The following is a 13,103-nucleotide window of genomic DNA, read 5'->3' as shown; positions in this document are numbered from 1 at the left end:
ATTTCCAACATCGCCGTGATCCAGAAGGCGAAACTGACGGCCTATAGTGCCTCGATCTGCTGCCGGCGGAAAGGTGGTCGCGACGTTCTGATGCGCTCGTTGGGATATGTGGTCCCCTGGCCACCGCTACGCGGCTTTGTTTTTTGCTTTCTTCCCTGCCGTAGGCTTGGTCCGTATTCGCATGCCTCCACCCTTAGGGGTTTCGATTTCAAATGCATCCGTACTCCTCACCAGATCGCTCAGTTTGCTGAAGCCGTAGGTGCGAGGGTCAAAATCTGAAAACAGGTTTGACAGCTGCTTTCCAAATGTGCCGAGCAATACCCAACCATCCTCACTGTCCATCTGACCAATGACTTTCTTGAGTATGGGCATCGCAGCGCTGGACGATTGAAGCGGCTTGGCTGCAGGCGCGGTATCTTGAATGTTGGCCACGCCACGTAGAAGATTTTCGGTGTAGATGAAACGGCGGCATGCCTGCCGAAAACTCTCCGGTGTCTTCTGCTCGCCGAACCCGAATACATCGACACCCTGTTCGCGAATGCGGGCGGCAAGCCGGGTGAAATCACTATCGGAAGAAACCAGGCAGAAACCATCGAAGCGACCGCTATGGAGGAGATCCATGGCATCGATCACCAGCGTGATATCTGAGGCGTTCTTCCCGGTGGTATAGGCGAACTGCTGCTGCGGAATGATCGCATGCTTTGACAAGACGTCAGTCCATCCCTTCGACCGGACGTTTGAAAAGTCACCGTAGATGCGGCGGACGCTGGCTTCACCAATCTTCGCGATCTCCGCGAACAGGCCGTCGGCAATCTTGGCGGAAGCGTTGTCGGCGTCGATAAGAACCGCAAGGCGAGGTGATCGGGGCTCGGGAGGCATGCGACACTTCCTGCGGCTGGCGCCCTCTCAAGATTCGAACTCTAGCCGGCGAAACCATTGCCAAACCACGGTTCGCGCTACTTGCTGTTGTAGCAGAGGTGGGCTGCAAACAGGAATCTAAGGAATAGAAATCGTGACATTGTCAAGATTTCAATGGACCGCCAGAAATGGCGGAGCCGGCCCGGGGACGGGGCCGGCTCCTTTCACCCGGTCGTTGGGGACGGGGAGGGTGGGGACTCGACCGGGTTTCTCCTGAAGCGCCTCGCATTCACGCGGCGCGCTTGAGCTCTGTTCTAGCGGACGCTGGCGACCGCGTCGGAGCGGCCGTCATTGATCGTCACCCAAGCACCGGAATTCTGGTCCGACTGGCGCTTGAGATAGGTGTAGTCGGTGTCCGTCCAGGACAGGACCTTGGTCTCGAGATTGTCGAGGATGAATTCTCCGAGGCTGGTGCGCACTGTCAGCACCGCGTGGCCGTCGCCATTCGGCTGGCGCGCCACCGTCATCAGCAAATTGCCGGCCGGCATGCCCGCATCCATCAACTCGCGGCGCTTTTCCAGCGCGTAATCCTCGCAATCGCCATAGCCATTGGCCGGATAGGCCCAATATTCCTCGACACCGTAGTTTTCCATGTCGGTGCGCGGCTTGATGCGGGTGTTGACCGAATTGTTGACGTTGACGATCGTCGCCCACAGTTTGCGGGTCAGTTCGATCGGCGCACCCTTCGGGGTCCGTTCGCTGCATTCGCCAGGACTGCGCTGGCAGAACTCATAATGACCAACAGGCTGGGTGGTGCGTCCGCCGGTGTGCATATAGGCCGGTCCCGCGGCATATGCTGATCCCCAAGCGGAAAGCTGCATCGCCATTGCCACCAGCAACAGCTTGCCCCTCGTTTTCTTCATTGTTGTAGTCTCCCCGTTCGAAGGAGACATTGCCACATGTGGATTTATTTGACGCAAAAGCGCGAAGTAGATATTGAGTAAAACTCCAGTAGAATAAAAATAAAATTTGAATCATTTGAGTATTAATTCGTTTGGATCTTGAGGCGCGAATCTCGGCGCGCGGAGGGCTCCCAAGCCCGCCAAGAGTGGGCTAAGCATGCCGGTCATGGCGTCGAAAACAAAACCGGCCACAAGGGCCGGTTTCCTGGAGTGTCGCTGTCGGGCCTGCTCAGGTGCGTGGCGTGTTGAATTCGGAATCGAGCGTTTCGGGGCGCTGGATCACAGCGAATTCGATGGCGACGCCGTCCTCGAAATGACGCACGACCTGCCCGCGCATGGTGCCAAGCATGACCTGGATGCCGATCGCCGGTTTGACGTCGATCTCGACCGCGGCGCCGGAGAGCGAAAGGTCGATGATACGGCACTGGTACTGGCGGCCGTCGGTGAGCTGCAGCACGCTGGTCGGATTGCGCGGCGCGACGCGCTCGTGGCGGCGATCTTCCGGCAGGTCGAGTTCATGCTTGTTGGCGAGCCAGGTCAATTGCGCGGCCAGCTTGTCCTTCTTGCGATCCGACGCGATGACGGTCATCGCGAAACCGTCCTGCAAGGTGCGCGTGACGACACCTTCGATGCGGCCGATATGATCGATGTAGGCAATGATTTTTTCGCCGGGCATGCCGATGCGGTCGGTGCGAAACGCGACGTTGCCCGGTGACATGTCGACGACCTGGCAGGGGTGTTCGGTGCGGTCTTCCAGCATGAAGCGTCCGTAGATTTTGACCCGGACGCGCTGAAAGTTACGCCTTTCAGCTTGGGACGGCGCATAGTCGACCGCCGCTGACCTCATGACTGCCTACACCCCGTTTGGCATCCCGCGCGCCGATGCGAGGAACTTCATCAGAGAAGTACAACAAGGCGGGTTAACAAAGGGAAAAAGCGGCGCTCCAAGGTTTCCTTTTTGCAGGCCGTGGTGCCAAAACAGCGGCGCGGTTTTGGGCGACGTGCATCAGGCCGCAAACGGACTATTCCTCGCGCCCGCCATCGAAGACGACGAGATGGCGGATGCGGCGCGCCCGGCCGAGCGCCGAGATCGTCTCGGGTGCTCCAAGTTCATCGGGAACGAGCGAGGGAACATCGATCGCCGGACGGTTGTTGAGGAGCTCCTTCTCCGGATCTATGACGCGGATCGAATCGATCAACGCGTCGGTGATCGGGTCGGCACCCAGCCAGAAGGGCTTCTCCACGGCGCTGATGACGCCCAGGCAGCGTGGATTTTCGACGCCGCCGTCAAGCGGCAGGGCAAGCAGTTCGAACTTGTTGGAGCGCCCGTTGCGGCTGAAGCCCTCATAGCTGATGAGCACGACCGACTTCTGCTCGAAGACGCCGTGGATCAGCCGCGAGACGAGCCGTTGATCCTTCTCGCGCCACAGCGACGGAAAGGAAAACCCCTTGAGCTCGCGGCCGTAGCAGGCGCAAAGCCTCGTGCCGGCCAGCCGGAATACGGCTTGCCCGCGCGTGTCACGTTCCAGGATAAAGGTGTCGGCCAGCAGCGACTTGATGTCGGCCGGCTCGACCTCCGAACGCTTCGGGGCAGGGCGTCCGTCACGCAGGCGATTCCAATATTGGAACAGCGTGATCGATCCATTCTGATTCATGCTATGCTGCTCCGCGCATTCTGTCGTCTGATGTCCCATCGGTGAACAGAAGGGCGCCCTCCGATGACCTACATGCGTTGCGGAGCAGGAAGCGTGCCAGCGTCGTTAACACTTGTTCACGGGTCGGGGCCGTTAAGGTTAACAAGTGGTTTACGTTGCATAGAAGCGAGCCCCGTGGCACACAAAAACCACTCCAGAAGCGGTCGTTTCGCGACGATCGGCAGCACTTCAGTCAGAGTTTTAGGGGAGCAGGGGGCTCGACCAGCCGTTCAGGGGAAACCTTGAACGGCTTCTTTTTTGATTCGCGCCAGGCGATTCGGGGTTAACGGCGGGCGTGTATTTCTACCTGCCGACAAGTGCTGGCAACCATCCCGGCGGTCGCTAAGGCGGCATCGTCCGATCGCTATGCGACGAAAAATCTGCGTTCCGTGGTCGGCTGGTGTGAACTATCGCTTCTTCCCCGGGCCGAAGGTCAGCGCCAGAGCGCCAACCAACACGACACCCTTGACGAAGTCCTGCGTGTAGTAGGGCGCGTTCAGCATGGTGAGGCCGTTCAGGAGGACGCCGACGAAAATTGCGCCGGCCACCGTGCCGATCACATGCGGGCGACGCTTGTCGAGCACGGCATAGCCGATCAGCGAGGCCGCCACCGCATCGAGCAGGAGCGAGTTGCCGGCCGAGACGTCGCCGCGGCCGACACGCGAAGCGACGATCAGCCCTCCCAACGAAGCAAGCGTGCCGGACAGGATATAGGCCCAGAGTCGATATGCCTTGGTCGGCGCGCCGGATAGATGCGCGGCCGTTTCGTTGCCGCCGATCGCATAGAAGACGCGTCCCCAGCGCGTACGCTCCATCAGGAACCAGGCGAGGATGGCGACCACCGCCATGACCACGACAGACAGGGGTACGGTGTCGAAGAGCCGTGACCGGCCGAGGATCAGGAAAGCCGGATCGTAAGCACCGGGAACGGACGAGCCGTCGGGCAGCACCATGCCGGCGGTGATGGAGCGGCCGCCGGTCGGGATTAGCTGCAGGCCGGCGAGCAGGAACATTGTCGCCAGCGTGGCGAGAAGATCGGGGACGCCGATGCGGACAATCAGCAGTCCGTTCAGGAGGCCTATGAAGGCGCCCATCAGCAAGACCAGACCCATGGTCTGGGCCGCATCCAGCTGCCATACGACCATGGCATAGCTTGCCGCCATCACCGACGAGGCGGCGATGCTGCCCACCGAGAGATCGAAGCCGTCGGCCGACATCGTGATCGAGACCCCGACGCCGAGGATCGCCACGACCGAAACCGCCTGCAGGATGGAGAACAGGTTGGCCGAGCGGATGAAGGCGGGCTGCGCGTACCAGAAGCCGATCACCATCAGTGCCAGCAGCACGAACAGCGCGTAACGGCGCGTTTCGCGGAAAAGCGATGTGCGCGGGGCGGCCTGCTGGACCGTCGTCGGGTTCGTCATCGATGCTCTCCGGCCTTTTCGCTCTCGACCTTGCCGATCTGGTCGGTCAGCGGGCCATGGCCGTCACCGGCCTCGTGAAGGGAGTGATCGCGCATGACGAGGATGCGGTCGGCAACCTCCAGCGCCTCTTCGGTGTCGCTGGTCGCGATCAGCGTGGCGGAACCGCTTTGGCTGTTGCGGATTGCGGAGATCAGGTCGGCACGCGCCCCGACGTCGACACCCTGGAAGGGCTCGTCGAGCAGCAGCAGCCGGCAAGGTGCCGCCTGCCAGCGGGCGAGCACGACCTTCTGCTGGTTGCCGCCGGAAAGCTCGTCGAGCGTGTCATCGGGGCCGCGCGCCTTGATGCCGAGCCGGGCGATCGCCTCGGCGGCAACCTTGCGCTCGCGCGCGACCCGCAGCAGGCCGTCCGGAAACCAGCGCCGCAGATGCGGCAGGGCGATAGTACCGGCAATCGAGGCGCCGGGAACCTCGGGCGGTAGCAGCGACGATGCCCAGCGGTCCTCGGCGACCATGAAGACGCCGTTTTCGATCGATCGCGCCGGCCCGTTGGAAAGCCACGGTTTTCCATCGAGCACGAAGCTGCCTTGCGCCAGCGTTTCCAGACCAAAAAGCGCGCGCAACAGCCGGCTCTTGCCAGAGCCAAGCGTGCCGGTCAGAGCGACGACCTCGCCGGAGCGCAGATCGAGATCGAAAGGCCTCGCACCGGGAATCAGTTGCGCACCCTTGATGGAGGCGATGATTGGGGCCGCCGAAATCTTGCCGTCATGGGTGGCGGCTTCCAGCGTCCGCCCGATCATGGCCGCAACGGCGGCCGGGAAATCGATCGGTTTGGCAAAGGCGCCGACGATGCGACCGCCGCGCATGACCACGGCGCGGTCGGCGATGGCGGCAAGGTCGCCCAGCCTGTGCGAGATGTAGAGGATTGCCATGCCGCCCGCGCGCAGCCGCCGGATGATGGCGAAAAGCCGGTCCGCTTCCGTGGCCGAGAGGCTGGATGTCGGCTCGTCGAGGATTAGAACGGAGGCCTTGGCCGCGACGGCGCGGGCGATGGCGATCAATTGCCGCTCCGCCGGCCGCAGGTCGATGAAGTCGCGGTCGAGCGGCAGGTCGAGATCGATCAGCGCCGCGATGGCGCGCGCACGCCTGCGGATCGACCGGGCCGAGACGAAGAAGCGCTCGCCCGGCTGGCAAAGTTCATCGAGCAGAAGATTCTCCGCGACCGTCAGTCCGGCAGCCCCCGCCTGATCCGTCGCCTGATGGACGGTCGCGATGCCGGCGGCCTTGGCGGCGCTGGGCGAGGCGAGGGCGACGATCCCGCCGCCCAGGGTGATCGTTCCGGCGTCGGGTACATGCGAGCCTGAAAGGATTTTCACCAGAGTCGATTTGCCGGCGCCATTGGCGCCCATCAGCGCCACGACCTCCCCGGCTGCCACGGTAAGATCGGCTCCAGCGAGCGCGCGCGTCGGGCCAAAGGATTTTTCGATCCCGGCGACAGCGACGGCAATGGGGGCGGCGGTGAGGGACAATTGGTTCAGCCGGTTACAGGTTGAGCGGGAACTGGGAAAGGCAAGCAAGCCAACGGGGCACGGTCGTAATTGTCAGCCGCCATATTCCATGATCGCCAGTCCGGCATTGTAATCCGGCGAATAGACGATGCCGTTGGCGTCGACGAATACGTCGGTCGACTGGATCACTTGCGGCCGATTCGGACGTTTGTCGACCATGCGGCTGGGAGCCGGCGGCACCAGCGCCCCGGTCTCCTTTGGGCGATAGGGATCGGAGATGTCGAAAACGCGCACGCCGGCATTCTGGTAGGTTGCAAAGATCAGGGTGTCTGACACAAAGCTGCCCGGCCGGTTCTCGTGCAGATTGTGCGGACCGAAATGTCCGCCCTTGGCGGTGTAATCGGTCTCGTCCGGGGTCGGCAGGGTCGAGATCGAAATCGGGTTCGCCGGATCGCGTATGTCGAAGATCCAGGTGAGCTTGCGCCCATCCTCCTCATGGTCGAGCACGGCCTCGTCGGCGACAACGAGCAAGCCGCGTTTGAGCAGCGGCAGCGCCGAATGGGTGCCGCCACCATAGGGCGGCGACCAGTTCCTGTGGCTGATCAGCCTCGGCAGGGCAGGGTCGGCGACATCGAGGACGGTCAACCCGCCGTCGCGCCAGCAGGCATAGGCGGTATCACCCTCGACGACCGCATGATGCAACGCATAGCGGCGGCCGTCGGGCCAGCCGGGTGTCTCGCCGCCGGCAAGATGCATTCCTGGAATCCACCAGCGACCGGCCTCGACTGGCCGTGCCGGGTCCTGAAGGTCGACCGTCAGCAGGATGTAGTCGCTGTAGCCGTCGAGAAGCGCCGATACGTAGGCGTAGCGCCCGCCGACGTACCAGATGCGGTGGATGCCGATGCCGTCGACCGGGAAGAAGCCGATCTGGCGAGGCTGCGTCGGCTTCGAGATGTCATAGACGGCCATGCCGGCCGACCAGGTCCGCGCCGCGCCCGAACCAGACGCGGTGCCGATCGTCTCGCCGATCGACTGGGTGTAGTAGACCTTCTCGTCGAACGCGAAAGCGGCGTCGGCGAACAGATCGCGTGCATGGACGACCAACAGCAGATCCTCATGCGTCTGCAGATGGATGGTCCAGGTATTCGGCAGCGCGGGCACGAACACCGTCCCGCCCGGATTCTTGGGATCCCGTACATCGATGATGGAAAAGCCTTGTGACCAGGGATGCGCGACATAGGCGAAGCCGCGATGCACCATCACCTGCAATCCGTCCGGCCGCCCGCCTTGGTCGGAATGACCGATCAGGCGCATGTTCCTGGAATAGTCGGGGGTGGGGACAGAAACCATAATTGTCTTTCAAAAGGTCGGTCCGGCGTACTTTGCCTGTCGCAGCGGGTGGTGTGGCGGAGGCAGGCGCAATCATCCCCCAGCAGGCCGGGGGATGATTGTTTGGATCGCTGATTTTGTGAAGGCGCTGAAGCTCAATTCGTCGCCGGGATCCACGGTGCCTTTGCGGCATCGCTGTCCTTGAAGGCCGGGAATTTCGCCTGCAGGTCCTCGATCGTCTTGATGTTGTTGTCGACGAGGTCCTTTCTGGTGACGAGCGTCGGCTGGATCAGCACCGAATGGCCGGGATTCTGTCCGGCGATCAGCTGGGCCAGCGCGCGCACCGAAGCCTCGCCGACGACGGCCGGGTTGGTTGCCGCCGTCGCCACCCACGGGCTATTCGGTTCGAGGATGGCCTGGATGTCCGAGGTCGAGATATCGACACCGTAGATCTTCACCTTGTCTGCCACGCCAAGCTCGTCGATGGCGAGCTTCACGCCACGGGCGAACTCGTCCCATGGGGCGAAGACGACCGAAAGCGTCGGGTTGGCGGTGAGCACAGCCTTGGTCTGGTCGGCGACCGAAGCGGCAACGGTGTCGTTGACCACGCCCCAGGTGGCGACTTCCTTGATGCCTGGGTACTTCTTGCCGAAATCCTTCCACACCGCATAACGGCGGTCGAGCGGTGCGAAGCCGGCGACATAGAGGACGCCGCCGTCGAATTTCTCGCCCTGGTCCTTGACCGCCTGGTCGAGCACGAGGCGCGCCATGTCGGCATCGGACTGCTCGACCTGCGGGATCTTGGGGTTGTCGAGGTTGGTGTCGTAGGCCACCACTGGAATGCCGGCGTCAAGCGCTGCCTGTGCGACGTCCTTGATGGCTTCTGGCTGGCCGTTGTTGATGATGATGCCTTGCACGCCGAGATTGATCGCCTGCTGGATCAACTGCCGCTCGGTGTTGATGTCGTTGCGCGCCTGCGAGATGTTGGCCTCGATGCCGAGCGCATCGGCCTGGCGCTTCACGCCGGCCTCGAATGCCTGGAGCCAGTCACCGGAGCCGAGGAAGCTGACGACGGCGATCTTGACGCCGCCCTTATCGAAGGGTGCCGGCGCGCCGGATATGCCCTGCGCCGAAGCCGCGGTGGCGAGACCGGCTATGCCGGCGGCTGCCGCCAGCGAAAGAATATGCTTGATCATGTGGAGACCCCTTTGAAATTGGCCGCATTCTAGGGGGGAGGCCCATCGCTTCCGAGAACGCTCATTGCGAGTTTTTCAAATCCCGGAGCATTTCCACTTCGCTTCCTTTCGGTTTCGTAGCAAATGAAGACGATGCGGTGCCGGGCGTTCGCTGTTGAGAAAACAGAATTGTTCCAACCCGGACATCCTTGCTCTAAAGGACGCGCAGGAATTCCTGGACCAGATGCGCATGAACGAACCGGTAAACCCTTCGGACACGGAACAGATGGACGACGCGCCGCGACGACGGCGCGAGCCGGTGTTCAACCTGCCACCCGTCGTGTTGGCGGTGATCGGCATCTGCGTCGTCGTCTACCTGTTGCAGCAATATGTGTTGAGCGAATCCCAGCAGATGACATTGCTGTATGACGGGGCCTTCATCCCCGTTCTCTACACCGGGCAATACGGCTTCGACTGGTTCCTGTTTTCGCGGCCCTTCACCTATGCCTTCATGCATGGCGGCTTTGCTCATATCGCCATCAACATGGTGTGGCTCGCCGCGTTTGGTTCACCATTGGCAAACCGCCTGGGAACGCTGTGGTTCGCGCTGTTTTTTGCCGCAACCGGGTTGGCTTCGGTCGCGCTTTTCTGGGCGATCCATCCTTATGGTGAGGCGCCGCTGGTCGGGGCTTCCGGTGCGATATCAGGCATGATGGGGGCTGCGGCGCGTTTCGGCTTCCGCACCGACCGTTCGGCCGGCAAGGCCGCCTTCGCCGGCCCTGTGCTGCCGATCGCATTCGTATTGCGCTTGCGCGGTGTCGTGATCTTCCTCGCCATGTGGATGGTCATCAATCTCGCCACCGGCCTGCTCGGGTTTGCCCCAGGGGTAGATGGTCAGATCGCCTGGGAGGCCCATATTGGCGGCTTTTTCGCGGGCTTCTTCGGCTTGCGTTGGTTCGACAGGCGATGGCAGGCGCCTGAATGGGAGACGACCGACCACCGCACTTGAAATGCAACCGATCACGGCGCACGATGTTCACTCTTACGTGAAGGCCGGTCAGGGCAGGAACCGGCAGGCAAAGCAGAGGAGGACGCCATGACGGTGAAGGCAATTCTCGAGAGAAAAGGCCATGACGTGTTGACGCTCGGGCCGAACGAAAAGCTTAGCGAAGCCATCCGCATCCTGGCAGAGCACAAGATCGGTGCGCTGGTCATCACCAATGGCGATCGCAAGATCGTCGGCATCCTGTCAGAGCGCGACATCGTCCGGGTTGTCGCCCGCGAAGGTGGAGCCGCGCTGGATATCGCCGTGCGCTCGGCAATGACGCCGAAGGTGAAGATCTGCAACGAGAATCACACCGTCAACGAGGTGATGGAGATCATGACCCGAGGCCGCTTCCGCCATCTGCCGGTGGAGAAGGACGGCATGCTCGATGGCATCGTGTCCATCGGCGATGTGGTCAAGCGCCGCATCGAGGATGTCGAGCGCGAGGCCGACGAGATCAGGGCCTATATCGCCACCGCCTGAGCGGCGAGGCGAACCGCCGGCCGGAGAACCGACCGGCGGAGCCGTGGTTTACCTGTTGTCGAGTTCGGAGCGGACGAGCGCGAGCCCGCGCCGGGTGATGCGGTAAGGGCCGCCTCCCGACGAAGAAACCGCCTTCTTACGCTTCAGTTTTCGAAACATATCGAGATCGACGCCCGGATAATGCCAGCCGTCGCGGGTCAGGCATTTGACGGAGGCGATCCGCTTTTTCTCGTTCTTTTCGATTTCAATGCGTCCACCCTGCGCGAGCAGGTGCAGGATGCGCTGTTCTATGCGCGAAATGTCCATGTGAGAGTTTTCCGGGAAAACAAAAAATGCCGCCGCCGCGAAGCTTCGCGGCACGGGGTTTCGGTTTTCTGCCCTGCCTCGCCAGGAGGTCAGGGCCTTACCGGGACTGAGCGTAAGTGGACATCCACTCTCCATTGGAATGAGCGTCCTATAGGCGAACGCGGCTGAAAAGGCCAGTCCGTGGCTTTGCGCTTGTCTCTTTTGGCGGTTTGCACTAGCGAAGTTGCAAATCAGAATGTGCATTAATGCAGCTTCCCATCATTCCAGTTCGCAGGCCGCCATGTCCCTTATCGACACCCGTACTCCTGACGCAAAACGCCTGATCCCCGGCGCAACCGGCGACTGGGAGATCATCATCGGCCTCGAGGTCCATGCGCAGGTCACTTCGGAAGCAAAGCTGTTTTCGGGCGCCTCGACGGCCTTCGGCGCGCCGCCTAACGCCAATGTCAGCCTGGTCGATGCGGCGATGCCGGGCATGCTGCCGGTCATTAACGAGGAATGCGTCAAGCAGGCGATCCGTACCGGCCTGGGGCTGAAGGCGCAGATCAACCACAAGTCGGTCTTCGATCGGAAGAACTACTTTTATCCCGACCTGCCGCAGGGCTACCAGATTTCACAGTTCAAGCAGCCGATCGTCGGCGAGGGCACGGTCATCGTTTCGGTGGGCCCGGACCGCCAGGGCGAATTCGAGGACATCGAGGTCGGCATCGAGCGGCTGCATCTGGAGCAGGATGCCGGCAAGTCGATGCACGACCAGCATGCGACCATGTCCTATGTCGATCTCAACCGCTCCGGCGTGGCGCTGATGGAGATCGTCTCCAAGCCGGACATGCGCTCGGCCGACGAAGCCAAGGCTTATGTCACCAAGTTGCGCACCATTGTACGCTATCTCGGCACCTGCGACGGCAACATGGACGAAGGTTCGATGCGCGCCGACGTCAACGTTTCGGTGCGCAAGCCGGGCGGCGAGTTCGGCACGCGGTGCGAGATCAAGAACGTCAACTCGATCCGCTTCATCGGCCAGGCCATCGACTACGAGGCGCGCAGGCAGATCGCCATCCTCGAGGATGGCGGCAAGATCGATCAGGAGACGCGGCTGTTCGACGCCGTCAAGGGCGAGACGCGCTCGATGCGCTCCAAGGAAGAGGCGCATGATTACCGCTACTTCCCCGATCCCGACCTTTTGCCGCTGGAATTCGACCAGGCCTATGTCGATGCGCTGGCCAAGGAATTGCCGGAACTGCCGGACGACAAGAAGGCGCGGCTGATCGCGTCGCTCGGCCTGTCCGTCTATGACGCCTCGATCCTGGTTTCGGAAAAGCCGATCGCCGACTATTTCGAAAAGGTGGCCGCCGGCCGCGACGGCAAGCTTGCCGCCAATTGGGTCATCAACGATCTGCTCGGGCAATTGAACAAGGCCGGAAAAGACATTGAAAACGCTCCGGTTTCGCCCGAGCAGCTCGGTGCGGTCATCGATCTGATCAGGGATGGCACCATCTCCGGCAAGATCGCCAAGGACCTGTTCGAGATCGTCTGGAATGAGGGCGGCGACCCGCGCCAACTGGTCGAGAGCCGTGGCATGAAGCAGGTCACCGACACCGGCGCCATCGAGAAGGCCGTCGACGACGTTATCGCCGCCAACCCTGACAAGGTCGAACAGGCGCGCGCCAAGCCGAGCATGGCCGGCTGGTTCGTCGGCCAGGTAATGAAGGCGACCGGCGGCAAGGCCAACCCGCAAGCCGTCAACGACCTCGTCAAGGCCAAGCTGGGCATCGAGTAGCGCCGTGTTCGTCCGCACCGCAGGTGAACGCGACCTTGCCGCTGTGCGGACGCTGCTGGTGGAAACGTGGCATGCGACCTATGACGCCATTTATGGCGCTGCCAAAGTCGCCGAGATCACCGACGAATGGCACTCGATCGCTTCGCTCCGCTCGCGGCTGACGCGGCCCAACTCGGAATTCCTGGTGGCCGATGACGGCAAGCGGATCGGCGGCATGGCTTTCGCCGCCGCCACCGCCGATGCGAAAATCATCCTGTTGAACCAGCTCTACGTCCATCCGGACTGTCAGCGGCGGGGGATCGGGCAAGCACTGCTCGACGAGGTCGAAGCCAGTTTCCCGGAAGCGCGAACGTTGCGCGTCGAGGTCGAGGAGGCCAATGGCGGTGCCATCGCCTTCTATCGGTCGAAAGGGTTCTTGCCTGTCAGTGCCGCGGAAGAGTCCCGTGATACCTCAAGGCCGACGACGCTGAGTTTCGAGAAACCGCTGGGATAGACCACCGGGATGAATAGAGCGATCAAGCCATGCGTCATCGCGGCGTTTG

At 62.0% G+C, this 13,103-nt stretch carries 13 protein-coding genes; 4 read left to right on the top strand and 9 right to left on the bottom strand.

The genetic code is table 11. The annotated features are described in order from the left end of the window. Window positions 1-126: 126 nt before the first annotated feature. The 8 genes from NKH97_RS06535 to NKH97_RS06500 all read right to left on the bottom strand — a co-directional run bounded on the left by NKH97_RS06535 (window position 127) and on the right by NKH97_RS06500 (window position 8,968). Window positions 127-879, bottom strand: coding sequence for an NYN domain-containing protein (locus NKH97_RS06535; RefSeq protein ID WP_023812151.1), 753 nt, complete (start codon window positions 877-879; stop codon window positions 127-129). 293 nt (window positions 880-1,172) lie between these two features. After that, window positions 1,173-1,781: a transglutaminase-like cysteine peptidase gene (locus tag NKH97_RS06530; protein WP_352795806.1), complete on the bottom strand. Its 609-nt coding sequence runs from the start codon at window positions 1,779-1,781 to the stop codon at window positions 1,173-1,175. A gap of 268 nt (window positions 1,782-2,049) precedes the next feature. Beyond that, a complete protein-coding gene (locus tag NKH97_RS06525; protein ID WP_023812149.1) occupies window positions 2,050-2,667 on the bottom strand; it encodes a PilZ domain-containing protein in 618 nt (205 codons plus the stop codon). Between the two features lie 175 nt (window positions 2,668-2,842). Continuing rightward, window positions 2,843-3,475 (bottom strand): PAS domain-containing protein, encoded by a 633-nt coding sequence (locus NKH97_RS06520; protein ID WP_023812148.1) that lies wholly within the window; start codon window positions 3,473-3,475, stop codon window positions 2,843-2,845. Window positions 3,476-3,921: 446 nt separating this feature from the next. Beyond that, complete coding sequence (locus tag NKH97_RS06515) at window positions 3,922-4,938, bottom strand: ABC transporter permease (protein ID WP_023812147.1); 1,017 nt, start codon at window positions 4,936-4,938, stop codon at window positions 3,922-3,924. After that, the gene (locus NKH97_RS06510) at window positions 4,935-6,464 is read right to left on the bottom strand and encodes a sugar ABC transporter ATP-binding protein (protein WP_352629426.1); all 1,530 of its coding nucleotides are present in this window, start codon (window positions 6,462-6,464) and stop codon (window positions 4,935-4,937) included. Before NKH97_RS06510 ends, NKH97_RS06515 begins: the two co-directional genes overlap by 4 nt. A 72-nt stretch (window positions 6,465-6,536) precedes the next feature. Beyond that, window positions 6,537-7,793: an LVIVD repeat-containing protein gene (locus NKH97_RS06505; RefSeq protein WP_023812145.1), complete on the bottom strand. Its 1,257-nt coding sequence runs from the start codon at window positions 7,791-7,793 to the stop codon at window positions 6,537-6,539. Between the two features lie 134 nt (window positions 7,794-7,927). After that, window positions 7,928-8,968: a substrate-binding domain-containing protein gene (locus NKH97_RS06500; RefSeq protein WP_023812144.1), complete on the bottom strand. Its 1,041-nt coding sequence runs from the start codon at window positions 8,966-8,968 to the stop codon at window positions 7,928-7,930. Window positions 8,969-9,197: 229 nt separating this feature from the next. Between NKH97_RS06500 and NKH97_RS06495 the strand changes: the two genes are divergently transcribed. Then, complete coding sequence (locus NKH97_RS06495) at window positions 9,198-9,956, top strand: rhomboid family intramembrane serine protease (RefSeq protein WP_023812143.1); 759 nt, start codon at window positions 9,198-9,200, stop codon at window positions 9,954-9,956. 87 nt (window positions 9,957-10,043) lie between these two features. Then, window positions 10,044-10,475 (top strand): CBS domain-containing protein, encoded by a 432-nt coding sequence (locus tag NKH97_RS06490; protein WP_023812142.1) that lies wholly within the window; start codon window positions 10,044-10,046, stop codon window positions 10,473-10,475. A 48-nt stretch (window positions 10,476-10,523) separates the two neighbouring features. On the opposite strand, the gene NKH97_RS06485 is transcribed toward NKH97_RS06490, so the two are convergent. Then, window positions 10,524-10,781 carry a YjhX family toxin gene (locus tag NKH97_RS06485; RefSeq protein WP_128304037.1) on the bottom strand — a complete coding sequence of 86 codons (258 nt, stop codon included), beginning with the start codon at window positions 10,779-10,781 and terminating at the stop codon, window positions 10,524-10,526. 280 nt (window positions 10,782-11,061) lie between these two features. On the opposite strand from NKH97_RS06485, the gene gatB reads away from it, so the two are divergent. Then, the gene (gene gatB, locus NKH97_RS06480; protein ID WP_128304038.1) at window positions 11,062-12,561 is read left to right on the top strand and encodes an Asp-tRNA(Asn)/Glu-tRNA(Gln) amidotransferase subunit GatB; all 1,500 of its coding nucleotides are present in this window, start codon (window positions 11,062-11,064) and stop codon (window positions 12,559-12,561) included. A 4-nt stretch (window positions 12,562-12,565) separates the two neighbouring features. Further along, window positions 12,566-13,054, top strand: a complete 489-nt coding sequence (locus NKH97_RS06475; RefSeq protein ID WP_023812140.1) for a GNAT family N-acetyltransferase — start codon at window positions 12,566-12,568, stop codon at window positions 13,052-13,054. Window positions 13,055-13,103 lie beyond the last annotated feature (49 nt).

The sequence above is a fragment of the Mesorhizobium sp. M0870 genome (assembly GCF_040319775.1).
Taxonomy (GTDB): Bacteria; Pseudomonadota; Alphaproteobacteria; order Rhizobiales; family Rhizobiaceae; genus Mesorhizobium.
Note: the sequence above shows the minus strand (reverse complement) of the source record. Positions and strands in the feature narration are given on the sequence as shown.

Bases quoted from the DNA above. Each gene is read 5' to 3' on its own strand.
- NKH97_RS06530 (WP_352795806.1), bottom strand. From the start codon at position 1,781: ATGAAGAAAACGAGGGGCAAGCTGTTGCTGGTGGCAATGGCGATGCAG.
- NKH97_RS06500 (WP_023812144.1), bottom strand. From the start codon at position 8,968: ATGATCAAGCATATTCTTTCGCTGGCGGCAGCCGCCGGCATAGCCGGT.
- NKH97_RS06515 (WP_023812147.1), bottom strand. From the start codon at position 4,938: ATGACGAACCCGACGACGGTCCAGCAGGCCGCCCCGCGCACATCGCTT.
- NKH97_RS06535 (WP_023812151.1), bottom strand. From the start codon at position 879: ATGCCTCCCGAGCCCCGATCACCTCGCCTTGCGGTTCTTATCGACGCC.
- NKH97_RS06490 (WP_023812142.1), top strand. From the start codon at position 10,044: ATGACGGTGAAGGCAATTCTCGAGAGAAAAGGCCATGACGTGTTGACG.
- NKH97_RS06520 (WP_023812148.1), bottom strand. From the start codon at position 3,475: ATGAATCAGAATGGATCGATCACGCTGTTCCAATATTGGAATCGCCTG.
- NKH97_RS06505 (WP_023812145.1), bottom strand. From the start codon at position 7,793: ATGGTTTCTGTCCCCACCCCCGACTATTCCAGGAACATGCGCCTGATC.
- NKH97_RS06525 (WP_023812149.1), bottom strand. From the start codon at position 2,667: ATGAGGTCAGCGGCGGTCGACTATGCGCCGTCCCAAGCTGAAAGGCGT.
- gatB (WP_128304038.1), top strand. From the start codon at position 11,062: ATGTCCCTTATCGACACCCGTACTCCTGACGCAAAACGCCTGATCCCC.
- NKH97_RS06485 (WP_128304037.1), bottom strand. From the start codon at position 10,781: ATGGACATTTCGCGCATAGAACAGCGCATCCTGCACCTGCTCGCGCAG.
- NKH97_RS06495 (WP_023812143.1), top strand. From the start codon at position 9,198: ATGAACGAACCGGTAAACCCTTCGGACACGGAACAGATGGACGACGCG.